The organism is Spirosoma montaniterrae (assembly GCF_001988955.1).
Taxonomy (GTDB): domain Bacteria; phylum Bacteroidota; class Bacteroidia; order Cytophagales; family Spirosomataceae; genus Spirosoma; species Spirosoma montaniterrae.
The window spans coordinates 5,350,573-5,376,931 of the sequence record NZ_CP014263.1; the positions used below are offsets into that span (position 1 = coordinate 5,350,573).

Sequence of the window (26,359 nt, forward strand, 5' to 3'; positions counted from 1 at the left end):
TCTTTACAGGCCGGCCGAGGCTTCAAAATGAGGGGCAGTAGATAGTGAGCAGTCTTCAACAGGCAGCAGACCTATCGTAAACTGTTAGCTGCCTCTTAAACTAAGTGGAGACTGCAAACTGCCTACCGCCTGCTATTTTTTCTTATGCCGGTTTTTTCTGAGCCGTTTCTTCCGCTTGTGGGTGGCAATTTTATGCCGCTTCCGTTTCTTACCGCAAGGCATTGTGTAATCGTGTTTAATGGTTAACAATATGTGTCGGCCAGCCAACTGGCAAAGCCGTTAAAAGTTGCAACGTTGTCGAGTTAAATAGTTCTGTAGTTGCTTTGCCCAGAAAAAATGCAATAGCTAACGGTACAACTTTATGACTCTGTAAGTTTACAACCTATTTTGAAAGCCGTTCTTCGTATTCGCGAATGGCGGCCAAAATTTGCGGGTCTTTTTCCTGCTGCTTCACCTGCGCAAGCACTTTTTGCGCTTCGGCTTTTTGCCCGGCCTCAGCTAAGCTGATACCTAAATAAAATTGCGCTTTTCGGCTCGACGGATTGTTGACCAGAATCTGACGAAAACGCTCAATGGCCCGTTCGTACTGATTCGACCGCATGGATAGCAGTCCCAGATTAAACAACGCCAGTTCATTGGTCGGGTCCTGCTCCAACACCTCACGCAGCAGCATAATTCCCTGCATAGGCGTGTTGGTGTTCACAAACGTCATCGCCATATTGGCTTTTGCGGCCAGCAGCGTTGGATTTTTAGCCAGCACTTTCTGGTAAAAATCGCGTGTTTTCTGACCCAGCGAAGCCGTCTTTTGCTCATCAACAGCAAACGTATACGCTTCAAAATACTGATCACCCGCCCGGAGCAAATTGCGTTCGGTAGGCTGTGCAGTAGCCAGTTGGCCAGCGTAAAAAGCCGCACTATCGAAGCGTGTCAACTCCCGAAAAACAGCAATCAGTTTCTCGGCTGTAGCTTCTTTCTGGCTCTCACCTGACGATGCCCATGCAGCCCGAAGTACGTCGATTTGCTTTTTCTGTTCGGGCGTCATCGGCTTCTCGTGCATAGCCGACCGGTCAGGCTGGCTTGGGTCGGGCGTACCTACCGATGCGGCTGCATTGAGCGAATCGGTAGTGCGCCCGCCCCGAGCCGCACTGAGCTGTTTGCCTTCGTTCCGAACCACCACTTTGGGTAGTGAGAATAAGCCTACTGTTGCCAGAACAGCTATACCGATAACAAACAGCACATACTTGTTCATCTTACTCAGCCGTTACTTTGGCTTTGTCACTGGTTTTCACCTGCTCAACAAAAACTTTCGCAGGCTTGAAACTGGGAATAAAGTGCTCGTCAATCACCATAGCGGTGTTTTGGGAAATATTACGGGCTACTTTTTTCGCTCTTTTCTTGTTGATGAAACTGCCGAACCCTCTCACATAGATGTTCTCTCCCTCGGCCAACGAGTCTTTCACCACCGAGAAGAATGTTTCGAGGGTATTGGTCACCTCGGCCTTATCAATCCCGGTCTTATCGGCGATCTCTGCAATTACGTCTGCTTTCGTCACGACTTCTTAAACTTTAACGTTTACTGTATTGTTGAAAAATTGGGTGTCAAAAACGGGACACAAAGGTAGGGCTTTCTGATGAATTACAAAAGACGGCTTTTATCCCATTTTATAACCAACGACACTTTTTTTGTTTTTATTTTGGATTGGCAATCAGACGCTAACGATATTGAAGCCGGTTTCGCCCCAACGCTCGAAGCCTGGTATGAACGCCATAAACGCGACCTGCCGTGGCGGCATACCCGCGACCCCTATCGCATCTGGCTCTCGGAGGTAATTCTCCAGCAAACACGCGTGGCGCAGGGTAAACCTTATTACGAACGCTTCATTGACGCCTACCCGACAATTGCCGACATGGCCCGCGCCGATGAACGTGAACTGCTCCGGCTCTGGCAAGGTCTCGGCTATTATTCCCGTGCCCGTAACTTGCATCAGACTGCTCGTTACGTAACCGACGAACTGGCCGGAAAGTTTCCCGATTCGTTTCAAAAGTTGTTGAAAATGAAAGGGATAGGTGTATATACGGCGGCAGCCGTTGCCTCGTTTGCCTTTGGCGAACGGGTGGCGGTCGTTGATGGCAACGTGTATCGGGTGCTGGCGCGGGTGTTTGGTATTGCTGATGACATCACGACCACGACGGCTAAAAAAACATTCGCTGCACTGGCGCAACGGCTTATTCAGCAGGCAAATGACCCAGCGATTTACAATCAGGCCATTATGGAATTCGGAGCCATTCAGTGTACGCCTGTATTGCCCGATTGTCTGTTATGTCCATTACAACAACAGTGCATAGCCTACCAGACCGGGCGGCAGCAAAAACTGCCCGTGAAAGCCAAAAAATCGCCTGTTCGGGAACGCTATTTTCAATACATAGTATTCCGAAACGGCAACAGAATTGCCATGCGCGAACGACTCGGGCGAGATATTTGGCAGAATTTGTACGAATTTTGTTGCCTCGAAACAGACGAGCCTAAAGCTCGACTGTCTGAGTTTGACTTGCCCGACATGGTAGCGGGCCTGGTACAGCAGGGAGTACTGAGCGCAGAGCCGGTTGAGGGCGTACAATTGCTGTCACACCAGCGTATCCGGGCTGTTTTTTATGAGATTGTGCTGCCTGATACAGTTACTGACACTCTGCCTATGGGTTTGCAATGGTATTCAGCAGCAGCCGTGCATGACCTGCCAAAGCCAGTTTTGATTACCAACTATTTGGCAAAAAGGTTTGGATAAGTCGGTTACTTTCAGTATCTTTAATACCTTTAAGCCCTTTTAAATTTCTGCAATAAACCAACTAAAAAACATGGCAAGTTTGAATAAAGTGATTCTGATTGGTAATGTTGGCAACGACCCGGACGTCCGGTATTTAGATGGCGGTTCGGTGGTTGCAAAGTTTAGCGTTGCCACGAATGAACGCTATACGACCCGCACGGGCGAGCAGGTCGAATCTACTGAATGGTTCCGCGTGGAGGTTTGGAACGATCAGGCGAAAACCGTTGAGAAGTATGTGCGCAAAGGGCAACAAATTTATGTTGAAGGCCGTCTGCGCACAGAAACGTATACAGACCGTGAGGGTAAAGAACGGTTTGCACTGAATGTTCGGGCTACAACGTTCCAGTTTCTGGGTGGCCCCAACGACCGGCAGGATGAAGCCCCGGCTCAGCAGCAACAGGCCGCTCCACGTCAGCAGGCCGCGCCCGCCCCGGCCCAACGCCCACAAGCCGCTCCGGCTCCGGCCCGTCAGCAGCCCGCACGTCAGGAGGCTGCACCTGCGCCAGCCGCGTTTGATAATTCCGGTGGAGATGACGACCTGCCGTTCTAAAACGTGCTGAACGCACCCGATTGTTGAACGAGATTTAAGCTACATGGACCTTAGTGATCCTCTTCCTCGACAGGTGCTTCCAGCTCAATTTGGCTGGAGCACCTATTTCGATTTATATGGCCCTTACGTGGCCCTGATTCTGCTGCTTATCACACTGGCCGGGTTGGTATCAGCCTCCGAAGCGGCTTTCTTCTCTCTGTCTCCCGACGACCGTGCCCGTTGCCGCGACAGTCAGCATACGGGCGAACAGCGTATTGCTTCTCTGCTCGACCGCCCCAAGCGGCTGCTGGCGTCGTTAGTGATATTCAATAATTTACTTAACATAGCCATTGTCGTCATCGTCACTTACCTGACATGGGAGGCTTCACAGGCATCGCACGATTCGGGGTGGCTGCTGTCGGGGGTTACGCTTGTAACTACGTTGGCTATTGTCTTATTCGGCGAAATTGTGCCAAAAGTATATGCCAGTCAGAACAACATGAGCGTGGCCCGCCGAACGGCTCCACTGGCGCAGGTTGGCCTGGCTGTGTTCAAGCCGCTGGCACTGCTGCTGGTGAATCTGAGTAATCAGGTCGATAAGCGCATCGAACGAAAGGGGTATAAACTTAGTGTCGAAGAATTGAGTCAGGCCGTTGAACTGACTGGCACCGATGCTACTGCCGAAGAAAAAGAAATCCTGAAAGGGATTGTTAATTTCAGCAATCTTATGGCCCGGCAGGTGATGCGGGCCCGGCTCGACATTTCGGCAGTTAGCGACGAACTGACATTCCCTGAGCTACTCGAACAAATAAATGCGTCCGGCTATTCGCGGGTACCGGTTTACCATGAGTCGCTTGATCAGATTGAGGGGATTCTGTACATCAAAGACCTGCTGCCCCACATTCATGAAACCGAATCGTTTGTCTGGCAGTCGTTACTGCGCCCGGCGTTTTTCATCCCTGAGAATAAAAAAGTGGACGATTTGCTACATGCCTTTCAAAAACGGCGTGTACACATCGCTATCGTTGTCGATGAATATGGCGGCACACGCGGGCTGGTAACGCTCGAAGATATTATCGAAGAAATTTTCGGCGAGATCAACGACGAATTTGATGAAGAAACGCCCGTGGGCTACCGGCGCGAAGACGAGCGAACGGTGGTATTCGAAGGCAAAACGTCGCTGACCGACGTATGCCGGGTACTAAACGTGGATGCTACAACATTTGAATCCGTGCAGGGCGATAGCGAATCGCTCGGTGGATTGTTGCTCGAATTGTTTGGGCGTTTACCCCAATCTGGCGATGAAACCGTATATGCGAATTTCACTTTTACGGTATTGTCGGCTGATGATAAACGTATTCAGGAGGTTCGGGTAGTTCGTAACTCAAACCCATAGCCCTTTTCCTTCGTTGTATTCCTGCCCAAGCCGGGCGACATCATCAGACGAATACGTCAGAAAACCACTTCGGCGCAATCGACGCAGTTTTTGCTTTTCGGCCCACGATAGCCGCCCATCGATTAAAACGCCGAAGATCAGCAGCCGCTCAAGTCCATGACGCACATCGGCAGGAGCCTGAACAAACTGCTCGACAAAATGCCCGGTCAGCGTTTGAGTGGTTTCCAGGTTGAAGCGTTCTATCAGTTTTTCAACCAGCAGGTGATGAGCGTAATTATACTGCCGTTTCATGATAGCTGCGTATTGCAACGCTTCCAGAATGAGCCGCTGAAACTGCGGGTCGTTTTTCCATTCGTCATATAATTCATTCACAAACTCCTGAATTGTTGCAGGAGCTATAACCCGAATCTGGGCTTCGTGCAATACACGCCATGATGACCACGCATTCCAGAGGGCATAAACGGGCATACCCGCCAGATCGGTTACTTGCCGAAACGCAAAACGGCCTAAAAAACGGCGGAGTAAGAACTTGAGCACCAGACTACCCAACGCGGCTTTCGCCAGGTTTAACAGAAAATAAATAGTAAGGCCCCAGCGCGGCATGGTCAGGTATGGGTCGATACCAAACCGGAGCAAGCCCCGGCTACTGCGTTGCAAGGCTGCATCGGCCAGTGCCCGCAGATGCGTTTCATACTGCGGGTCGTGTGCTCGCGGAAACTGGCAGGCTTTCATAATGGCCTTCACGCCCCGCAAGTTCAGCATAATGAGCATGTTGACCTCAATATAGACCAGCAGCAGGCCATACAAAATAGTCGTCAGTGGTAAACTATACACCGTACCGAGTATAGTAACCGACGTACTGGCAAACAGATGCGGCCAGCTATATTGCGGCCAGTACAGCAACAGAACACCCAGAACACCCACCAAAGCAGCCATCAGCAGGGTCGTAATTTTGGCTCGGCGGATAATGCGATGTTCCGTTCGGTTCAATACATACGGCTCATCGGTAGGGTGGGCGGTGTCGAGTGCCTGCCGCAAATACCGCATTGCCAGGTGGTCGAATGGACCGCTGCTGCTGTTGGGTGGCCGGGTTGACATACACGTTACTAAGTGGTGGAATTGCCTGTATAACTTCGCAATGCCCCCGGTTGTTAACAAAACCTGTATGTATCGTTGCTAATCATTGATTCACCGGTAAAAGGAAGGTATAAGCTGTGAGGAGCTGACTTTTATGGTCTCACCCAACTTTGTCAGGCCATGATGCGTACACTTGCTGCTTTCCTGATACTGGGCCTTCTGAGCCAGTCATTTGGTCAAACCACAGCTACTTCGTCGGGAGCGTCTCAGCAACGGCTACAACAGGAGATGGCCGGGGCCGCGTCGCAGTTTCTGGGAATGCTGTCGGTTGGGCAGCGGCAGCAGGCTACGTTCGCGTTTGATGATGCCGAACGATTTGTCTGGTATTTTGTGCCGCACGAGCGTAAGGGGTTGCCGCTGAAGCAGATGACGCCTTTCCAGCAATTGGCCGCATTGCGTTTGCTGAAAACCGGACTGAGTCAGCGAGGCTATACAAAGGCAACGGGGATTATGGACCTTGAAAATGTGCTGCGGGTAATCGAAAACCGCCCTCCCAACGATACATACCGCGACCCCGAAAATTATTACGTGGCCATCTTCGGCGATCCGGCTTCGAGCCAGCCGTGGGGTTGGCGGTTTGAAGGGCATCATTTAGCGACCCAGTTTGTAGTACTGACTGATGCCAACGGGAAAGAGCGCGTATTGGCCCAAACGCCGACGTTCTTTGGCAGCAATCCGGGCGTGTTGCGCTATGATTTTTAGCCGCTGACCGACGCATGGGCGACTGGCGGCTCATTAGTCTGCCACAACACAACCGCCAACTCATGCGCCCCGAAGCCGACCGCGCCTTTCAGTTACTCAACGCGCTTAATCCGGCCCAACGCAAACAAACCGTGCTGAACCCGTTGGCTTATCCCGACATCGTGACGGGCAACCAACGCCGGGCTTCGCTCGACCGCATGGACGGGCTTCGCTTCGCCGACATGGATGAAAATCAACGTGCCATGTTTCTCGATTTGGTGCGGGTTTACCTGACCAACTACCGCGTTACGCTGGCCCGGCAGCAGATGAGCAAGCTGGAAAAAGCCGGACTTGACGAACTCCGCTTTGTGTGGGCGGGCGACCTGACACCCGTGCTGGGCGAGGGAAAAGGCTGGTATTATCGCATTCATGGCCCCACCATGTTAATTGAGTACGATAACACGCAAAACAACGCCAACCACGTTCATACGGTGGTACGCGACCTCACCAACGACTTTGGCGAAGACATGCTGGAGCAGCATTACCGGGCCGCTGGGCACGGCAAGCCGTGAGTGGTTCTGATTGCCAGCATAAGCGGTGCGCTACTGGGTAAACGATAATAACCAATGACCATTTAACATATTTTAAGCCGCCAGCATACAGCTTTTTTCGTAATTTGGGTGAATTATTCGTTTATTATTCCATGAAGAAACTCCTTATGGTTGCGTCGGTGAGCCTGCTATCTGTGGCGGCTTCGGCGCAGAATACGCAGTGGTATCTGCGCGACAAAACCGATAGCACAGCGGGCATCAGCGTCGAACGCACCTACCGCGAACTTCTCAAAAACCGCAAATCTACGCCCGTTGTGGTAGCTGTAATCGATGGCGGCATCGACACTACGCACGAAGACCTGAAACGGGTGCTGTGGGTGAATCCAAAAGAAATTGCAGGCAACGGCAAAGACGACGACAAGAATGGTTACGTCGATGACATCCACGGCTGGAATTTCATCGGTGGTAAAGATGGCCGCAACGTTAGCTACGAAACCGCCGAAGTAACCCGGCTCTACGTAAAGTTGAAGCCCAAATACGAAGGCAAAGCCGGGGTCGCGTTCGACCGGGCTTCATTAAAACCCGCCGAGCAGAAAGAATATGATCTGTTCGTAAAAACTAAAGCTGAAGTCGAAAAAAATCAGAAACAGTATCAGGCACAGTATCAGGGAATCAGCGGTTTTTATACGCAATACAAAACGGCGGTCGATGGGCTGAAACAAGCGTTGAAGGTTTCTAAACTCGATACACTTACGCTGCGAAAAGCTGCCGACACGCTTACTGATGCAGCACTGAAACGCCCGGCTATGGGTATTTTGCGGGTGTTGCGGCAACAGGGCGTGGCCGATGCGGAAGATGTAACGAAGGAACTCGAAAAAGGTATCGAGCAGCTCAAATCGCGGGCTGAATACAATTACAATCCTGATTTCGACAGCCGAGCTATTGTGGGCGATAACCCAAACGACCTGAAACAGCGCGACTATGGCAATGCCGACATCATGGGGCCCCGCGCTGACCACGGCACCCACGTAGCGGGTATCATCGGTGGCGACCGGACCAACAACCTCGGTATTATGGGCGTTGCCGATGCCGTGCGGATTATGGGTGTACGGGCCGTTCCCGACGGGGATGAACGCGACAAAGATGTTGCCAACGCCATTCGCTACGCTGTAGACAACGGGGCGCAAATCATCAATATGAGTTTCGGTAAAGATTATTCGCCTGAGCGCGAGGTGGTTGAAGAAGCCGAACGCTACGCGCTATCGAAAGGTGTGTTGCTGATTCACGCGGCTGGTAACGACGGCAAAGACATCGACACGGCAGCCAACTACCCCGCCCCGCGTTTCATCGATGGCAAAGCCATTCCGAATGTGATTACGGTAGGAGCCAGTGCCGAGCGCAACACCAGCGAACTGATTGCCAGTTTCTCAAACTACGGCAAACAAACGGTTGACGTCTTCGCTCCCGGCAAAGACATTTATTCGACCGTGCCGCAGGGCAACAAGTACGAAAACAACAGCGGCACCAGCATGGCTTCGCCCGTAGTAGCTGGGGTTGCCGCCGTGTTGAAATCTTATTTCCCGAAGCTGACCTACGCCGACATCAAGCGAATTATTCTGCAATCGGCAACACCCTATAGCACAAAGGTGGGCCGACCTGAGTCGGAAGACACCGTGGCTTTTTCGGACCTGTCGAAAACGGGCGCGGTAGTGAATCTGTACGAAGCCGTGAAACTTGCACTGGCCGAAGAAGCAGGTATGAAAGGAAAATAGGCGCGAAGAAAGCAAATGCGCACCAGCAGGCGGGGTTAATGAAACCCCGCCTATTTTTTTATAAACCGGCTCGTCTGGGTGTCAAAATCACCCGTTAAATGGAGCACATAGGCACCCGATGGCAAATCGGTTACGGGCAGATTACCTTCAAAACGACCCAAATTATTCTTCGGTAACAGCACCCGGAGCCGCACGCGGCCATCAACGTCGAAAATCGTAGCCGAAACCTGCCGGGCGGTAGAGTGATTGAAGCGAACGGTCAGCGTGGTTTCGGCGGGATTCGGGAAGAGCACAAAAGCTGGGTCTGGCCCGTTGGTTGTGCTGGTTAAAACGTTCGACAATACGACCCGCTCACTCGACCAGCCCGCGCACGTTTGCTGTTCCACCCGAACTTTGTACCGGCCCGTTTGAGCAACTGGTAGCTCATACGTTGTTGCACGGGCCAATAGCGAATCGTTTCGATACCACTGATAGCGGTAGTCGGTCTCGACCGGTGCCCGCAACGTCAACGTAGCTCCCTGTGGTAAAATCAATTCGGTTTCAATAGGCGTAACGTCAATGCTGTTTACTGTACTGGACTGGAAGACGGTTTCAGCCGACAGACTTTCGCAATCGCCCTGCTTCACCCGAATCTGATACCGACCAGACACACTTGCGCTTAATGTTGTTGAATGAGTACCAGAAATAACCTGCCCATCGAGCAACCAGTCAATTTGAGCGTTTGCCGACGCAGTTGCCGTGAGCGTAACAGGCGGCTGGCCATCGCACAGCCACTGTTGTCCTGTTGGGGTTATTCGGGCTGCAGGCTGGCAATTCGATGCCCGGCGCAATCCGCTCACAATCACTGAAAAAGGTTGGCTGTTGTAGGTCATGTGCCCCTTGTGCGACACGTTGATGGAATAGGCTTTGCCCGGCACGGGGTTCGCGATGTAGACTTGCTCAACGTTATCTCGAACGTTATCGCCCTGTGTAGCGGGCTGGTCGGGGCGGTTGGGGTCAAGTACGAACGGTAGCGACGCCGATGACCCGTCGTCAACGCGCAGATCGAGATCATTTACGAGCTTGGGTGTGCGGCTGTTAACCGAGGCCGTTGTCGTGGGCGAAGCCGTACCTTCAGGGTCGGTCCAGCAGAGGGTAATAATGAGCGGTTCGTTGCCCTGTGCTACAATCGCCTGGTTGACTGTTCTGCCCGGTGTCAGGCTACTTTCCAGCAGCAGATGTGCTTTGTCGGTGTTCAGAATTACGCGGGCCGCAGCGTTGGCATTGAGCAGGCCCCAGCCTTGCCGGTAGTCGGGGCCGTTAGCAGGGTCGGAGCGAATGGCGGTATGCAAAGCCAGTCCGCGCAGGGTAGCCGCCCGCATAAACTGCCCCGTAACTCGACCCTGCTGCGCCGATTGCTGGGCGTATAATTCCTGCAACAGAAACAAGGCTCCCGATACATTCGCCGACGCCATGCTGGTGCCGGTCATGGTAGCGTAGTCGGTAGTGCCCGTCGAAACGGTCGAAAAAACGCTACTGCCCATGCCCAGCAGGTCAGGCTTGATGCGTCCGTCGTCGGTCGGTCCCCAGCCGCTAAACGACGTTGAGCCAACCAGTTCGGGTTGTTGACCACTGAGCCGAACATCGGCGGCCCCAACCGTCAGTACGTTTTTCGCTGTAGCATCAGCCGGAATCACGTCGTAGCTGTCGTTGCGGCTGCGGAGTTGGGTACTGGTTTGATCGGTGTTTCTGAGGAAATACGGCGTATCAGCCGGTGGACCGGTCTCGCTCCGTTTGTTATCTGCCGAGCGGACCATCAAGAAGTATGGATTGTTGTAGGCAATCCGGTCTAAGTCGCGGGCTGTCGCCGTATAAAAACCGTACAAATAATCTTCTGTCGAGTTGATCTTCGGATTGCCCCACCATTCCCATTTCAGGTTCGGGTCGGTTCCGGGGCGTGTCGGGTTGTAAACCCAACCCGTTACGGGGCCATACGCATGATTCGATATGAGCAGATCTGATGCTGCCGACGTAAGTTCAACCAAATCGTTCGCGTAATCCCAAACCGATAATTGTCCGCCAAAGGCCATACCTCGTGCCCGAGCGTTAACGCCCTGTGCCACGAGCGTACCGGCGAGGTGGGTAGTGTGGTCGCTGAGGTCGGGGGTGCCGTCGCGCTGTTGAATCCGTGAGGGGCCAAATTCCTGATGCGTGTTCAACACTCGTCCTCCGTCCCAAATTCCTAATTTGCCAGCCATAAAGGCCGAGTTTCCCGACAGCGCGACGGGCAAAACACCATTGCCATTCAGTGCGTTCGTTTGCGTAGCGCGGGCTGCTTCGTCGTTGTGCAGCGAATAATAAACAGGTTGCCCCAGCGAGTCAACGGCATACAAACGGAAAACGCGCCCGTTGGCGTAGTTTTTGCTGAGAGACCAATTATGCCGCCGGGCCAGCCGGGACGTTTGTTTGTACAGTGTTCGATACTGTCTCGATAACGCGGTTGCCCAGCCATTACGGGTTGGCCTGCCTGATTGCGCCAAGCCAGTAAACTGACCTAACAGGCATATAGTCAGACACATTAGAGTTCTGGCAGAGCCAGGAGCGTAATGTAGTACTGATTGAGTAAGCCAACTTGTTGAGTAAATGTGTTTCAGGGCGAGTAGCGTTAAAGTTTGCGGATACGTTTCAGCCGGACAGTAGACTCCCGCGCTTCATCAATAACCACAAAAAACGTACCGCCCGGCAACGCTGAAATATCTAATACCGTCGAATAACTTTTTCCATCACGCTGCATATCAGCCTGCAACAGCGTACTGCCGCGCTGATCAACCAACCTGACTGTAGGTGCATCGGTTCTGGCCGAAACGCCCGTGAGCCGAACGGTTAACTGGCGGCTCGTTGGGTTGGGGTAAACAACTAACTCGGCTTCCTGCGGGTCGGGTTCGGTGGCTGTGATGGTGATGAATACGTCGTTCGAGAGACTCTCCCCGCAACCATTCACATTGCCGCGCACCGAATAACGCCCCGACTGTACCGCTGTATAACTCGATGCGGTTGCACCCGGAAGGGCCGCGCCATCGCGGAACCACTGGATACCCGATGTGGCATCCGACGTAAGCACTAACCCATTGGCAACCACTACCGGCGATTGCGCCGACCGTATCGACACCGTGACCGGAGCCGACTGCACCGCCGGGCATCCGTTGGCAACCTGTACTGTGTAATCTCCTGCCGAGCTGGCCTGTAACGTACTGCTCGTAGCACCCGTTAGCCGCGCTCCGTTACGAAACCACTGATACGTCAGGTCGGGGCCGGTGTTGGCCTGAAGCCGAACGCTGCCACCAGCGCATACACTGGCCGAGCCGTTGGGCGAGATGGAAGCTGTTGCCGCCGAGCCGCTTGCGGGCGTAACGGGCGTGCGCGTCAGGGCCGGGCAATCGAGCGAACGAACGCGCATGTTGTAGAGGTAATACCAGGCCGTTGTGAGCGTATCGACACCCCCGCTGGCATTGTTGAACAGTGCCCCCGCGAGCTGACAACAGGCTGACCGTTCTGAGCCGTCAGCCGATACGGAAAACCCGTAACACCTGTGTTACTGCGGAAGATACCGGCTCCGTTGGCGTAGGCAATAGTGATTTTATAATCGCCCGGCGTCGGAATGCGTAGGTTCAGCGTGTATTCGGCACCGGCATCGTTGGGGTCATCGAGTAGCATGCCCCCGCTGTTGGTGGCGGTCAGGCTGGTGTTGCGGGTGGGCAGCACGTCGAGCGTGACGCTGGAAATGGGCGTATCATCGAATCGCCGAACCGTGAACGTCAATTGTCCGGCGGATGAAATATAAAGTCGCGCCCGTTCGATAGTGAGCGGCACAGTAGTAGTGATAAGCGGAGCCGGGCCGAAGTTTCCCGCGTAGCTCCCGCCCGTGAAGGCGTTCTTATCAACGGGGCCGAACGAGCCGGCAAAGTCGTTCAGCACGGCAAAATACGTGCTGCTGTTGGGTAGCGACCGCGCAAGGGTCTGATTGCCAGCCGCCAGCAAGTTGCCGCCCGTAGGTGCATCGTACCAGAAGGCCGTGCCGCCCCCTGCGTTACGTAGCGTTACGATGGTATCGGTGCCGCAGCGCAGGGCAGAAAACAGGGCGTTAGTGGGCGTTGGCGTAGTAGTCAGCGATTGCGTAAACGTGCTGTTTCCCGGCAGTTGGTCATTGGGCAGGCTCGTAGTAATCTGGAAACGAAACGTTTGCCCCGGAGCCAGTGTAATGCCCGCCGTGCGCAGCGTCAGAACACCCTCGCGGAAAGCCGCCAGCGTGGGCAAAGTGCCGTTCAGAAACGCAACCGAGCGGTTGTCGGCATCGGTAATCCGCACGGCTACCGGCACATTTGTCTGGTTGGCCGACCCATAATTGCGAACGCGTACAGTAACGGCTAAATCGCTGTTTATCAGGCCGCACAAGCCTGGCTCTGGCGACACAAGAGCGGTAGGTCCTACGTCGTTGGCAACCTGCACCACGTTCAGCACGTAGTCCTGCGTTTCGCCGTTGCCGTAGTTACCACAGGCACTCACGCTGAGTGGGTTATCGGTTTCGGTCGCCACAATCCGCAGCCGAATCAACTGCCCGTTCTGCGCCGTAGTCGGAATTGTTACGGCAGTAGTAAACAGGCCGCTGTTGGGCAGCACGTCCGACGTTGCCAGCAGTTCGCCAGCATCGTTGAAATTGCCGTTCTGATTCCAGTCGGCAAAGGCTTTCACAACGGCGTTGCGCGTTGTTCCGCAGGTGCCAAGCGCAACCGTCAGCGGTAATGCCTGACCAGGCTGTACGTTGGTTCTGACGGGCGTATAATCGGTGTAGGTGGTGCAGCCACTGGTCCCGGTTTGGTCGATACTGCCGAATTGCACCCGGCTAATGCGCGTATCGGCGTTGCTGGTCGCGCCCGATGCGCAGTAGGTTTGCCCACCGATACCGCTGACCAACAGCGCGTAGTTCTGCGGTCCGTTGCTGAGGGTGCCTTTGTGCGTAATGCTGATGGTGTACGACCGGCCCGGTACAGGATTTGCGATGTAGACTTGCTCAACGTTGTCGCGGATGTTATCGCCCCGTGTGGCGGCATTGGCCGGGTTGGCCGGGTCAAGTACCCAGGGCTGTACGGTAGTTGTACCGTCGCTGATGCGGCTGTCGAGGTCGTTCACGAGTTTGGGCGTGCGGTCGTCCAGCGTAGGCGACGAAGGCGTACCGGCGGGGTCGGTCCAGCAGATGGTTGCCAGGAGTGGCCCCCTTCCCGACGCCACCACTGGCACCGAGACTGTGCCGCCCTGCTCCAGCGTCCGTTCGCTGACTAAATAATTCTGGTCGGTGTTCAGAATGGCCCGTCCGGCGCGTTCCATGTTCAGCAACCCCCAGCCGAAGCGGTAATCGGGACCGGGCGCAGAGCCGGTTTCGTCGGCGGTGTGAATGGCTAACCCTTTCAGCGTCGAGGAGCGCATGAATTGCCCGTTGTTGCGCTGGGCATACAACTCCTGCAACAGCAGCAGCGACCCGGCTACGTTGGGCGAGGCCATACTGGTGCCGCTAAGGTTGGTATACAAACTGTCGCCCGACGAACTTGTTGACAGCACACTGACGCCCACGCCCACGATGTCGGGTTTGATACGTCCGTCGTCGGTTGGCCCCCAACTACTGAACGACGCCAGATTCACGTCCGAAGGCTGGTTATAGCCGAGCGGTAAGGTGCTGACGGCTCCAACGGTCAGCACATTTTTTGCCTGATTGTAAGATGGTATCTGGTCATATCCATTTTGATTCTCGCGCGGCACGGTGCTGATGGTGCTACTCGAACCGAGGTAGTACGGCTGACTGGCACCGGGGCCGTTCTGCCCGTGGTTATTGGTGGCTGCCGTAACAATGAGGTAGGAGGGTGCATTCACGGCAATCTGATCCCAGGAACGGGCGCGGCTGTCGTAGAAACCGAAGCGGTAATCTTTGGTCTGGCTGATAGCTGTATCGCCGTACCATTCCCACTGGGTAGTTCCACTGCGGCTACTGTTGAAACGCCAACCTGCAATTAATCCGTAAGAATGGTTAGAAATCAGTAAGTTGGCCGAAGCGGCTGTCATCTCGGTCACATCGTTCGATGCATTATAAGACTGGATGGTTGCCGCGTTTGCCATGCCCCGCGCCGATGCGTTGCGCCCTGCTGCAATCAACGTTCCCGCTACGTGTGTGGAATGCAGAATATCGTCCGTCGAAGTCGATGCCCCATCAATCTGATTGATGCGCCCGCCAAACTCGACGTGCGAGGCACGTGGAAACCCCTGCACTTCCCACAAACCCAGCCGACTCCGCACCGATTCGCTGCTGCCATTTAGCGACAAGCCTAAACTGCCGCCCGCATAGAACGCCGTTGTGCGGGTGCTGATACCCGCCTGCGTGTTGCTGTTGGCACCCACGTAGTAGAGGTTGCCGTTGTCGTCAAGCCCAGCGAGTTCGATGGATTGGCCCGGCCTGGATTGGCCAGGCCCGCCCGACATCCGTAGTGGTCGGCCCAGTTGGTTTGCCAGTCGCACGGCGCGGTCGTAGTTGTCGGCAAAACGCGCCTGTACGTCGCGCCGAAACGCGTCAATCTGGCTTCGCTGCCGGGCTGTATATTGAGGAAGGGGCTGGGCCAGCGAATGGCTAACAGTCAACAGAGAAAGGCCAAAAAGAACGAGTAAACGATGCTGCATAAAACAGAAAACGGGCCGGTTGATGGCCCTGCGTCTAAAATACAAATAGAGTACGGAAAAACAGCCGTTGATGTTGCGGAAACGAATAAGAATATAACCTGAAAGCTTTCTATGGTTGGTCGTGCTTCATTGATTTTTGGGAAACAACTCTGCTTATTCCGGGAAACGCACATAGTCAGGCCCGTTTGGGGCAAAATTTCCTGATATCCTCCTCCCGTTAAACCTTCTGCTAATCAGTGCATCCAAGTTGTGTCTGACAAACACGAACCTGATGAACGCGGTAACTTCCTCTCTAAAAACCGACACGGCTAAACTCCGTCACCTCTACAGCCGGGCGGGGTTCGGAGCCACGCCCGACCAACTTGCCGACGCACAATCGCTCAAACGCGCTGTTCGGAATCTGCTCAGCGATAGCGAGACCGTCTCCGAACTCAAAGTTGTTGAGCCGGACGAGAACGTTACGAAGAAAAACCTCAAAGACCTGATGCAACGCGGTCAACTCGACCGGCAGATGCTGCGCGAACGTATTCGCGACAACGCCGAACGAGTGCGCGACCTCAACCTGCAATGGCTCGACCGGATGGCGTCGGGAAAAGGGTCATTGCGCGAGAAAATGGCCCTATTCTGGCATGGGCATTTTGCCTGTCGCACGATGGGCCAAAACCCGCTGTTTATGCAGCAGTACATCAACACCATTCGCCAACACGCGCTTGGTCGGTTTGGCGATTTGCTGATGGCGGTATCGAAAGAACCGGCCATGTTACAATTCCTGAATAATCAGCAGAACCGCAAAAATGCGCCCAACGAAAATTTTGCCCGCGAGGTGATGGAACTGTTTACGCTCGGACGCGGCAACTATACCGAACGCGACATCAAAGAAGCCGCCCGCGCCTTCACGGGCTGGCAGTTCACGCCCGATGGGCAGTTCGTATTTCGCGAAAAAGTACACGATGAGGCCGATAAAACGGTGTTTGGCAAAACCGGACCCTTTCGGGGTGAAGACATTGTTCAGATGCTGCTGGAGAACCGGCAAACGGCCCGGTTCGTGACGGGCAAAATATACCGCTTCTTCGTCAATGAAACGCCCGACGAAGCTCGCGTGTCGGAACTGGCCGATCATTTTTACAAGACCAACTACGACATTGCCGGGCTGATGGAGCGGATTTTTACCGCCGACTGGTTTTATGATGCCAGAAACATCGGTACGCACATCAAATCGCCGGTAGAGTTGCTGGCTGGGATGCGCCACACCCTCGGCATCACCTTCGACCAGCCGCAGCCGCAGATTTTTGTGCAGCGCACCCTGGGCCAACTGCTGTTCTATCCACCCAACGTAGCGGGCTGGCCGGGCGGCAAAAACTGGATCGACTCGTCGAGTCTGCTGTTCAGGATGCAGTTGCCCAACTACGTGCTGAAAGCCGCCGACGTGAACATTCGGCCCAAAGAAGATGGCGACGTCAATACGCAGTCGCTGGCCCGAAAAGGCGGACAAACATTCCGAACCACTGTCAACTGGACCGATTTCGAAAAGCCGTTCGCCCAAACGCCCGACGCTGCCCTACCCGATGCTCTCGCTGCCGTGTTGTTGCCCTTCCCACTTCGGCCTGAGCAGAAAACGCTCGTACAAAATCAACTTAAATCCGCGCAAACCCATGCCGCGCGCATCCATGCGCTTACCACAGCAATCATGAGTTTGCCGGAATATCAACTTGCCTAATGCTGATTGAATGGTTGAATGATGGAATGATTGAATGGATTAGCTACCTGACTGCTCCATTCAACCATTCCATCATTCAATCAGTCTATCAGTCAACCACTCAAACATGACGCGCAGACACTTTCTTCAGCAATCGGCCTTCGCAACTGCCGGAACGTTACTGATTCCGCACTTCCTGAAGGCGTATGAAACCGCAGCGATGGGGCAAGCGATGGCTCCATCGGGCAAAATTCTGGTTGTGGTACAGCTTTCGGGTGGCAACGACGGGCTGAATACGGTGGTGCCGTACCGCAACGACATCTATTATCGCGAACGCCCGACCATCGCCATCAAACCTGCCGACGTGCTGCCCCTGACCGACGAAATCGGGCTTCACCCGGCTCTGCAACCCCTTCGGGCGTTATATGACGATGGTCTGGTAACGATTATCAACAACGTGGGATACCCCAATCCCGACCGCTCGCATTTTCGGTCGATGGATATCTGGCAAACGGCCAGCGACGCTGATCAGTATCGCTCTACGGGTTGGGTAGGCCGCTACCTCGATGCGGCCTGCGCGGGCCATGCTCACGAACCGTTCCGTACCATTGAGGTAGACGACACGCTGAGTTTAGCTCTCAAAGGCGACACGCTGAACGGCATGGCGGTGCTTGATCCGAAAAAACTGTACAATCAAACACGTAGCCCATTGGTGAAGGGGTTGAGCTATAATCCCCATCCCTCTGAAGGAAGGGCGGTTCAGCACAAGACCCCGGCGGGTGAACCGGAAACGGTAGCGTATCTGTACAAGACGCTGGCCGAAACGGTGTCGTCGGCGGAATATGTCTATGAAAAAGTAGGGTCGCCAACAGTGGCCGCTACCTATCCGAATCATGAACTGGGGAATCGATTGCGGACGGTGAGCCAGTTGATTCAGTCGGGCATTGGTACGAGCGTATACTACGTCTCGATCAGTGGGTTCGACACACACATCAACCAGCCGGGGCAGCAGGAGCGGTTGCTGCGCCAGTATGCCGAAGCCGTGAGCGCATTCATGACCGACCTGAAAGCCGCTGGTCGGCAGCAGGACGTGTTGTTGATGACGTTTTCGGAATTTGGTCGGCGCGTGAAGCAGAATGCCAGCAACGGCACCGACCACGGTACAGCCAGCAACGTCTTCCTGATTGGCGGTGGCCTGCCCGCCCGGCGCGTTCTGAACGAAGCCCCCAACCTGACCACCCTCACCGACGGCGACCTAACCTTTACCGTCGATTTCCGCCAAATTTATGCCACGCTGCTCCGCTCGTATCTGGGTGCCGACGACGTAGCGATTCTGGGGAAAAAGTTTGAGATGCTGCCGTTGGTGTAGAGTTGCTTTCATCGCCAAAGCTGCAAAGCTGTTCGGGACATACGTCCCGAACCTGATAAGTACGGGTATTCACCCGTGCGGACGAATGTCCGCTGTTAGTTGGTTCGGGACGTATGTCCCGAACAGCAGGACAGCAGGCAGCAGGAACTTCATCGCCCATACCTTCTCGTCCGCACTACCTGCCACATTACGCCAACTATACCAAGCAGAGCCAGTGGGCCGAGGAGGTTGAGCAGTTGCCAGCCCGTGCGGTTAGCATCGACCCGGATTTTGTCTAACGGGCGCAGGGCCACCGTGCGGGCGCGGGCCGCAATCACGCCGTTGGGGTCAACCAAATAGTCGATGGCGTTCAGCGCGAAATCTTTGTTGGCGAAGGTGGCGCGGGTGAAACGGTCGAAACCGAGCGGGTAGGGGGCATTCCGCTTGTAATCCACATCGTTTACAATCAAATCACCGTCGGCGCAGACCAACACACGGCTGGGTTCGCCTTCGGTTTTGAAACCCTTGGCACGCGGGTCGCCGGGCAGAATCCGGTTGGCATAAATGGATTGAAATCGGCCTTCAAGCAGGCAGGCAACCAGCCGAATTCCATTGTTGTAGGTTTGTGGATCGGGCTGCTGCCGGGCTTCGTTGTACGAAATCAGCGCGGGAGTTTTCAGTACCTGCGTGTAGGGCGAAGTCAGCAGGAGGGGCGTTTTGCGGATGTTGGGCGAACGTACCGTATCGAGCGTGCTCGTGAACCGGCTCAACACCGCGTCGAGGTTGCGCACGATGGGGTTGCCCGACGAGCCGAAGTTGTTCAGCAGTGGATAAAACCGCCAGGGCAGCAGTTGAATGTTAGGCTTATCGCCGAGGTTGCCCACGTTGAGCGGAATAGGCGCACACTGAAGATCCTTTACCACGTCGCGGTTGACCCGAACGCCCCACCGGAAAAACAAATCATCGAGGTTCAGGCTTAGCGGCTGCGCGTAGTTGCCTTCGTTGCTGATGCTATCGACCCGCGCACCATCCACAAAAAACAGGGCACGACCGCCATTTACCACAAACTGGTCTATTTTGAATAAGTCGTCGTCAGTGAAAGGTTTGTCGGGTTTGGGCACTAAAATAGCGTCGAGACCGGCGATGGGGCCGGGCTTGGTCATGTCGATGAAAAACAGGTCGTAATTTTCCTGCACCGACGCCAGCAAATCGGCGAAGCGCGAGGGCGGCACCTGCGTATTTCCGTAAAGCAGGCCCACTTTTCGGCGGTTGCCTTCGGTTTGGGTCAGCTTCCGAATCGCCGATGCCAGTTGAAATTCTACGCCCTCATACGACTGGTTCAACTGCTCTTCTTTCGAGGCTGCTTTATTACCTTTCAGCAGCAGCACCGCCGTTTCCCGGCCTTTGTACGACACGACCGCTCCCGGAAAAATCAGCTTTTCGGTGCGTTTGCCGCCTTCGTTCGCTACCAGGTTGGTGGGGAGCAACCCCTTCTGTTGCAGCCGGTCGATGAGTTTGTTTTTCTCGTCGGGCGTTGTGATAGCGTCAGGGTCAACAAACCGATACGTGACGGTTTTGCCTGCGTTGGCCGCGAACTCATCGAGGGTTTCGCGCACGGCATTCTCCAGCCGCTTGAAAGCGGGAGGCAAATCGCCGGTCAGATACACGTCAACATGAACGTCGTCGGGCAGGTCGGCGAGCAGCGTTTGGGTGGCGTCGGAGAGGGTGTAGCGTTTCTCTTCGGTCAGGTCGAGCCGGAAAAACACAAACGCCGACAACACATTGACGGCGACGAGTGCAAACACGACAAGCAACGTTCGTAATGAAGCGGATTTCATACGAGATTATAACGAACTAATTCCACCGCTGTTGTGGAATGGTAATCAGGTTAAGGGCGCGGGCATCGTCTAAAGCGGCCTGGAGGGAATCAACCTGATCGGCAGGCATACCAAGTTCTTTGAGAATCCGATGCTGACGGGCTTCAATGTACGCTAATTTCAACGCCAACTGTTGCAGTTTGGCCTCCTGTTCATCTTGCCGGGCCATTAACAGGGCTGTTTTCAGTTCCAGTTCGTCTAAGCGTTGTTTATCGCGGTCGTTCATCGGTGGTAGTTGGTTTTAGGCAGGCAAGTTACGCATTTGATATGAGGTTGTGACACAGAGATGCGCAGAGAAACGAGAGATACGCAGAGAAATATATCACTCTGTGTATCTCCTTTCTCTTGGTGAATCTCTGTGTCCTATTTCCCACAATCTCGCTCCATCAGATTTTGCAACAATCCCCGTTTAGCCGTGTTGGTTAATAGAGTTATGAAAAACCCAATCATCATGGCAAAAACAACTGATTTAGCGAAAAGCGGCATCATCGACATGGCCCCCGTCGATCCGATAGCAAGCGGGTCGAGTCGTATCAACATCGGCGAAACCGAGCGGTATATTTCCGTTGGGGGCGGGGCGTTACTGACCACCGTTGGGCTGAAAACGGGCGGTTTCGGTGGCCTGATGCTGACCGCACTGGGTGGCTATTTGGTTTATCGCGGAGCCACGGGATACTGCGCCGTTAGCCATTCTCTGAACCGTGATACGTCGGAAGAAAAAACGGAAACCGACGTGCTGGAGATTAGCAAGAGCCTGACTATCAACAAGCCCCGTGCCGAAGTTTATGCCTTCTGGCGCAAGCTGGAAAATCTGCCCAAGTTTATGCAGCATCTTGAGTCGGTAACGGAACACGACAACAAACGCTCGCATTGGGTGGCTAAGGTTAGCACAGGCAATAAAATAGCCAGAGCCTTGCCCGCTGTTGAGTGGGATGCCGAGATTGTGGAAGAAGACGAAAACAGCCGCATCGTCTGGCGTTCGGTGCCGGGTGCTACCGTCGATAATTCGGGCGAGGTGCGGTTCGTAGATGCGCCCGGCAATCGGGGCACCGAAGTACATGCCACCATAAAATACCGCGCTCCCGAAGGAATTGTGGGGGAGGCCGTGCTGAAACTGCTGAATCCGGCTCTGAAACAAATGGTTAAAGAAGACATCCGGCGATTTAAACGACTGCTCGAAGCGGGCGAAATCCCAACGCTCGAAGGTCAGCCGTCGGGCCGCGAAAAAGAAGGCGAAGCATTTTACAAAAAACAACCTACTCAACACAAAGAATATGAAGGCGTTGTGCTATAACGGAAAATACGACCTGCGCGTAGAACGCGTACCCGACCCCGAAATTCTGAATCCACGCGATGCGATTATCAAAGTGAGCAAAACCGCTGTCTGCGGCTCCGACCTGCACCTCATCAACGGCTACATTCCGACCATGAAAGAGGGCGACATCATCGGTCACGAGTTTATGGGCGAGGTTGTGGAAACCGGCAAGGGTGTAACGAATCTGAAGAAGGGCGACCGCGTATCGGTGGCGGCAACCATCAGTTGCGGGCATTGCAATTACTGCTCAACCGGCTCCTACTCCCTCTGCGACAACTCGAACCCGAACGCGTTTATGCCCGAAAAAATCATGGGCGACTCCCCGGCGGCTATCTTCGGCTATACACACTCGTTTGGTGGCTATGCGGGCGGTCATGCCGAATACGTGCGGGTGCCGTTTGCCGACGTGGGCATGTTTAAAGTAGACGAACGTTTGACCGACGAGCAGGCCGTTTTCTTAGGCGATGCTTTTCCAACGGGCTTCATGGGTGCCGATATGGCAGGCATTCAGCCGGGCGATACGGTGGCCGTGTGGGGTTGTGGAGGAGTTGGGCAAATGGCTATTCAAAGTGCGTTTCTGCTGGGTGCCGAGCGCGTAATTGCCATTGACCGCGAACCCAGCCGGCTCGAAACAGCCCGACGTGTGGGCAGAGCCGAAACGCTCGATTTCTCGAAAGTCGACGTGCTTGAAGCCCTGCGCGAGATGACCGGCGGGCGTGGCCCCGACCGCTGTATCGACTGTGTGGGTTTAGAAGCCGTTGACGATAGCGCACAGTATTACTACGACAAAGCCAAGCAGTTTCTGGGGCTGGAAATTGACCGGGCCATTGTGCTGCGCCAAGCTATTATGGCCTGTCGGAAAGGTGGTACTGTGTCAATTCTGGGCGTTTATGCCGGGTTTGTGGATAGTGTTCCGATGGGCGCAGCCATGAACAAAGGGCTGACGTTTAAGATGGGGCAGCTTCACGCCCAGAAATACATTCCACGATTGATGGAATACGTTGCCAACGGGCAGGCCGACACCAGCTTTTTAGCGACGCACAGCCTTAGCCTTGAAGAAGGTATGAAAGGCTACGACATGTTCAACAAACGCACCGACGACGTAATGCGGGTCGTGTTTACGCCGTGATTGAATGATTGAATGATAGAGTGATAGAATGATTGAATGGATTAGCTACCTGACTGCTCCATTCAATCATTCAATCATTCAATCATTCAATCATTCTATCATTCAATTTTTAAAACCCTCCCCGGTCGTAGAAGCTTCGGCGACGGCTAAGCTTCAATTCCTGCAAAATGGCCGACCGAACGCGTAGGTCGAACGAGTAATTGCCCGACCGCAGGTTGCTGCCGGAGAAGGGTGTCCAGTTGAAGGCCATATCCCAGCAATGTAGGTCGCGGGTGATACCCACTTGCGTTAGTGTGGGTCGGCTAAACTGAAAGTCGTAGCCCGTGCTGAGCGTGAATTTCCATTTTGGCGTCAGGCTGAAGTCGCCCGTCAGTGTCAGCGCCTGAATCACCTGCGAACGTTTTGGGGTTAGCTTGGTTAAGCCGAAGGTGTAGCTGATGTTGAACGACCACGGAATGTCGAAATCAACGTACAGGTCAGGATTGTTGTTGATTGACTTCATGGTTTGGTCATTGGCATTGGGGCTGTTTTTGGGCTTATCGGCCCGTTTGGGCGCAAACCGGGCACTGACGAACGCCTGCAGGTTGGTGAGCCGAAGCAGGCCCTGCCCATTCTGAATGGCAAACAGATTCGGTACGCGTTCAAACTGAACGGTTTCTTCAATAAACTCGTCCGTTGGCCGTACCAGCAGGGGCGAATATGTCAGCGGAGTGCCTGTGATGGGCAGCGGGTAAATGGGCGTACCACCATAGGGCCGAAAGGCGTAAGGGTCGAACGTTGACGATAGGTTGAAGCTGATGTTTTTGGCAATCTGCGTGGTAGCATTGACCGAAATGGGCGATAGCTGATAATCGGGTGCCAATATGTTGTAACTGCCCTGAAGGCTGATATTGTCGAAAATGGGTATCTTTTTAAAGTCCTGCCCGGCTGAATCGCCCCGCGTTCGGACCTTCATTTCCAACTGATTTACCAGGCCAAACGTAATAAATGCCGACTCAGTTGTGCCTGTACCCGAACTGCCGCCCAGCCCCCGGAATCGCGACAGCGTTCGGCGATATTCAGGCAGATTTGCCAGCGAACCCACGGCAGGCAGTATCTGAAACTGCCCAAAAGCCGGATTGGTGAAGTCGGGTACGTAGCTGAACGAAATAGACGGCGCTACCGTGTGCCGGATGGCTTCGACGCGCTTGCCCCGAATGAAAAACGTGCCGTAGAAGCGCGTGTTCATGCTGGCGTTTACCGAGAAGTTGTACGATGGGAAAAAGCCCCGCGCCGTATCGATGCGTACGGCATCTTCTGAGGCAATGTAGTTATAATCTAATCGGCGGGTGAAGATGTCGCCCTGCAACGAGAAGCCTGGTGTTAAGTTGATGTAGCGGGCCAGTTTCACGTTTGGCAGTGAAATGGGAATGCTGTATCGGGCCTGAATGACTCGGTTGGCCCAGATGCGGTTGAGGTTCTGGAGGTTGAACGGAATCAGGTTTGGGTCGGGTTCTACAATGCCCAAGCGCAGGTTGTTGGCCCGGTCGATGCTGTCGAGGGTACGCTGTAACTGACTGATGGCCGGAATGTCGGATATGATTGGAAAGCCCAGCCCGGTGGTATCGACCTGCCGCCGGATGGTGTTGCTCACGCCGATAGAACCGCTGATGTCAAGCCCGACCCGGAAACTCTCGTACCACCGCCCCGACCCGCCTTTGAGCGCGAACGGCGCAATCTGATTCACGCCAATCGTGAAATCAGACGACACGTCGGTTTTGCCGTTTGTTCGCACGTTCGTGATCGGGTTTAATTGCCCAAACTGCTGATTCACCCGCACGTTGGCCCCGGCCCGCACGTATTGCCCAAACGTGCGGTTGTACTGCACCGACGACCCGGCCACGTTCGACGTATACTGCTGCGTACTGAACGAGTTGAACTGATTGAAACTGTTGCTGCTGACGTTGACGTTGGCCGAGAAATTACCCCGCCCGCGCGGCACCGGCGAGTGCGACCACGAAAACGAAAAGTCGTTGCGGGGCGTTTGGGTGGTATCGACGCGGTCGCCGGAGCGGTTGCGGTTAAATTGCAGGTTCACGCTGCCACTCAATTTGTAACGCACGTTGTAGGCCGACGACACACCCAGCCCCCAGCTACCCCGCGAATAAATCTGCCCCCGAAACTGCATTCCTACGTTTTCATTCACAGCCCAGTAGTAGCCGCCGTCGCGCAGATAGAAGCCGCGCCCGTTGGGTTCTTCGCCGTATTGCGGCACCAACACACCCGACACGCCAATTTCTTTTCGCTTCGGAAACGGGAAAAAACCGAACGGTAGCCCTATAGGCAACGGTATTTGATTGATGACTAAGTTAAATGGTCCGGCCACCACCTGTTTATTGTTAATAACTTTCAGCTTGCTGGCGTTAATATGAAAGTGGGGCGTAGCAAGATTACAGGTCGTGTAGATGGCTTTGCCAATATACAGGTTATCTTCGGCGTCTTTTTTCACGTTCTGACCGCGAATGTTACCCTCGCCCTGTTGCGTGATAACGCCCTGAATCTTGCCCCGTTTCGATTTGAAGTTGTACCGAATCTCTTTGGTGTCGTACTGCCCTTCGCCGTCTTTGAAAATGGGCCGTCCAATCAGTTTTTGGGCTGTTGAGTCATAGCGGCCTTTGGCATACACTTCATTGGTCAGGTAATTTATTCGGATAAAATCAGCTTTCAATGAAATGTCGCCGTACTCAACACTGGCATCGCCGAAGAGTTCAACGGTTTGTCCATCGGCTGCATAGATTGTCGAATCTTTGGCCTGATATTTGACCGTAGTTTTGAACGAATCGGCAGATTGAACAGAGTCTTTACGGGACGAATCGCGGGTGGCTATCTGCAACGAATCGGCCCGTAAACCGGCAACTGACTGAGGGCGAACGGTATTGGGGCTTACAAGGCCGGGCGTAATACGTCGATTGCCGGTTGGGGCCGTCTGCGAACGGGGTGTAGTGGCGGTGCCGCCTGCCCGTTTCACTGCCGGATTGCTCGACGAAGGTGCGTCAGTCACGCGTTGAGCGGGTTCGGTGGCCGGTGGCAGACCCCCTTTGGCGGGGTCTTTTCGGAGTGAGTCGCTTTGCCCCAATGCGTTGACAGACCAAATCAAACCGAGCAGGAAGCAGAACGCCCGAAGCCGGGTTCGTTGGAAATGCAGGAGCCGCAAAATAAAGTACTTGTTTTTCAGTTGTATCAAAAAAATTACATTTGCCAAAAGGCCGTTGAGCAGATAGCTTACAAAGTTATTCACGAACATTTATCCCGCTATCGCTTTGAAACGTTTTCGGCTGTTAAAAATTATTAACGCTATGAACCGGTTGACCCGCTTTTCTGCTCCCGGAATAGTGACAACAGGAGCACTGTTGGTGCTGCCTTTTCTG

The 26,359-nt window shown here is 54.2% G+C and carries 19 protein-coding genes; 10 read left to right on the top strand and 9 right to left on the bottom strand.

Annotation, left to right across the window (positions count from 1 at the left end; genetic code table 11):
• Positions 1 to 382 precede the first annotated feature (382 nt).
• The gene (locus AWR27_RS23010) at positions 383 to 1,249 is read right to left on the bottom strand and encodes a tetratricopeptide repeat protein (RefSeq protein WP_077133358.1); all 867 of its coding nucleotides are present in this window, start codon (positions 1,247 to 1,249) and stop codon (positions 383 to 385) included.
• Position 1,250: 1 nt separating this feature from the next.
• Positions 1,251 to 1,553, bottom strand: coding sequence for an HU family DNA-binding protein (locus tag AWR27_RS23015; RefSeq protein ID WP_077133359.1), 303 nt, complete (start codon positions 1,551 to 1,553; stop codon positions 1,251 to 1,253).
• 141 nt (positions 1,554 to 1,694) lie between these two features.
• Here AWR27_RS23015 and mutY point away from each other — a divergent pair, with 141 nt between their 5' ends.
• The 3 genes from mutY (at position 1,695) to gldE (ending at position 4,747) form a co-directional block, all read left to right on the top strand.
• Complete coding sequence (gene mutY, locus AWR27_RS23020) at positions 1,695 to 2,783, top strand: A/G-specific adenine glycosylase (protein ID WP_077134159.1); 1,089 nt, start codon at positions 1,695 to 1,697, stop codon at positions 2,781 to 2,783.
• A 70-nt stretch (positions 2,784 to 2,853) separates the two neighbouring features.
• A complete protein-coding gene (locus AWR27_RS23025; protein WP_077133360.1) occupies positions 2,854 to 3,372 on the top strand; it encodes a single-stranded DNA-binding protein in 519 nt (172 codons plus the stop codon).
• Between the two features lie 43 nt (positions 3,373 to 3,415).
• Positions 3,416 to 4,747, top strand: coding sequence for a gliding motility-associated protein GldE (gldE, locus tag AWR27_RS23030; RefSeq protein ID WP_077133361.1), 1,332 nt, complete (start codon positions 3,416 to 3,418; stop codon positions 4,745 to 4,747).
• Here the strand turns inward: gldE and AWR27_RS23035 are convergent.
• Positions 4,736 to 5,845, bottom strand: coding sequence for an LBF_2804 family protein (locus tag AWR27_RS23035; protein ID WP_198045069.1), 1,110 nt, complete (start codon positions 5,843 to 5,845; stop codon positions 4,736 to 4,738). The genes gldE and AWR27_RS23035 overlap by 12 nt on opposite strands.
• Before the next feature lie 159 nt (positions 5,846 to 6,004).
• Between AWR27_RS23035 and AWR27_RS26055 the strand changes: the two genes are divergently transcribed.
• The 3 genes from AWR27_RS26055 to AWR27_RS23045 all read left to right on the top strand — a co-directional run bounded on the left by AWR27_RS26055 (position 6,005) and on the right by AWR27_RS23045 (position 8,888).
• Complete coding sequence (locus AWR27_RS26055; RefSeq protein ID WP_335695397.1) at positions 6,005 to 6,586, top strand: DUF3500 domain-containing protein; 582 nt, start codon at positions 6,005 to 6,007, stop codon at positions 6,584 to 6,586.
• Between the two features lie 14 nt (positions 6,587 to 6,600).
• Positions 6,601 to 7,137 (top strand): DUF3500 domain-containing protein, encoded by a 537-nt coding sequence (locus AWR27_RS26060; RefSeq protein ID WP_335695398.1) that lies wholly within the window; start codon positions 6,601 to 6,603, stop codon positions 7,135 to 7,137.
• Positions 7,138 to 7,268: 131 nt separating this feature from the next.
• Positions 7,269 to 8,888, top strand: a complete 1,620-nt coding sequence (locus tag AWR27_RS23045; protein ID WP_198045070.1) for a S8 family peptidase — start codon at positions 7,269 to 7,271, stop codon at positions 8,886 to 8,888.
• Positions 8,889 to 8,938: 50 nt separating this feature from the next.
• Here the strand turns inward: AWR27_RS23045 and AWR27_RS23050 are convergent, their stop codons facing one another.
• From AWR27_RS23050 to AWR27_RS23055, 3 genes are all read right to left on the bottom strand, one after another.
• Positions 8,939 to 11,446, bottom strand: a complete 2,508-nt coding sequence (locus AWR27_RS23050) for a S8 family peptidase (protein WP_077133362.1) — start codon at positions 11,444 to 11,446, stop codon at positions 8,939 to 8,941.
• Positions 11,447 to 11,532: 86 nt separating this feature from the next.
• Positions 11,533 to 12,324, bottom strand: coding sequence for a T9SS type A sorting domain-containing protein (locus tag AWR27_RS26065; protein WP_335695399.1), 792 nt, complete (start codon positions 12,322 to 12,324; stop codon positions 11,533 to 11,535).
• On the bottom strand, positions 12,291 to 15,587 hold the full coding sequence (locus tag AWR27_RS23055) for a S8 family serine peptidase (RefSeq protein WP_335695400.1): 3,297 nt from the start codon (positions 15,585 to 15,587) through the stop codon (positions 12,291 to 12,293). The genes AWR27_RS26065 and AWR27_RS23055 overlap by 34 nt, the downstream gene beginning before the upstream one ends.
• 271 nt (positions 15,588 to 15,858) lie before the next feature.
• On the opposite strand from AWR27_RS23055, the gene AWR27_RS23060 reads away from it, so the two are divergent.
• Both AWR27_RS23060 and AWR27_RS23065 read left to right on the top strand, forming a co-directional pair.
• On the top strand, positions 15,859 to 17,304 hold the full coding sequence (locus tag AWR27_RS23060) for a DUF1800 domain-containing protein (protein ID WP_077133363.1): 1,446 nt from the start codon (positions 15,859 to 15,861) through the stop codon (positions 17,302 to 17,304).
• A 106-nt stretch (positions 17,305 to 17,410) separates the two neighbouring features.
• Positions 17,411 to 18,652, top strand: coding sequence for a DUF1501 domain-containing protein (locus AWR27_RS23065; RefSeq protein WP_077133364.1), 1,242 nt, complete (start codon positions 17,411 to 17,413; stop codon positions 18,650 to 18,652).
• A gap of 149 nt (positions 18,653 to 18,801) precedes the next feature.
• On the opposite strand, the gene gldG is transcribed toward AWR27_RS23065, so the two are convergent.
• A complete protein-coding gene (gldG, locus tag AWR27_RS23070) occupies positions 18,802 to 20,469 on the bottom strand; it encodes a gliding motility-associated ABC transporter substrate-binding protein GldG (protein ID WP_077133365.1) in 1,668 nt (555 codons plus the stop codon).
• A gap of 16 nt (positions 20,470 to 20,485) precedes the next feature.
• Positions 20,486 to 20,734 carry a hypothetical protein gene (locus AWR27_RS23075; RefSeq protein ID WP_077133366.1) on the bottom strand — a complete coding sequence of 83 codons (249 nt, stop codon included), beginning with the start codon at positions 20,732 to 20,734 and terminating at the stop codon, positions 20,486 to 20,488.
• A 225-nt stretch (positions 20,735 to 20,959) separates the two neighbouring features.
• On the opposite strand from AWR27_RS23075, the gene AWR27_RS23080 reads away from it, so the two are divergent.
• Together AWR27_RS23080 and AWR27_RS23085 are read left to right on the top strand one after the other, a co-directional pair.
• Complete coding sequence (locus AWR27_RS23080) at positions 20,960 to 21,802, top strand: SRPBCC family protein (RefSeq protein WP_077134162.1); 843 nt, start codon at positions 20,960 to 20,962, stop codon at positions 21,800 to 21,802.
• Positions 21,783 to 22,952 carry a zinc-dependent alcohol dehydrogenase gene (locus AWR27_RS23085; protein ID WP_077133367.1) on the top strand — a complete coding sequence of 390 codons (1,170 nt, stop codon included), beginning with the start codon at positions 21,783 to 21,785 and terminating at the stop codon, positions 22,950 to 22,952. Before AWR27_RS23080 ends, AWR27_RS23085 begins: the two co-directional genes overlap by 20 nt.
• A gap of 109 nt (positions 22,953 to 23,061) precedes the next feature.
• On the opposite strand, the gene AWR27_RS23090 is transcribed toward AWR27_RS23085, so the two are convergent.
• Positions 23,062 to 26,235 (bottom strand): putative LPS assembly protein LptD, encoded by a 3,174-nt coding sequence (locus AWR27_RS23090; RefSeq protein WP_232325909.1) that lies wholly within the window; start codon positions 26,233 to 26,235, stop codon positions 23,062 to 23,064.
• Positions 26,236 to 26,359 lie beyond the last annotated feature (124 nt).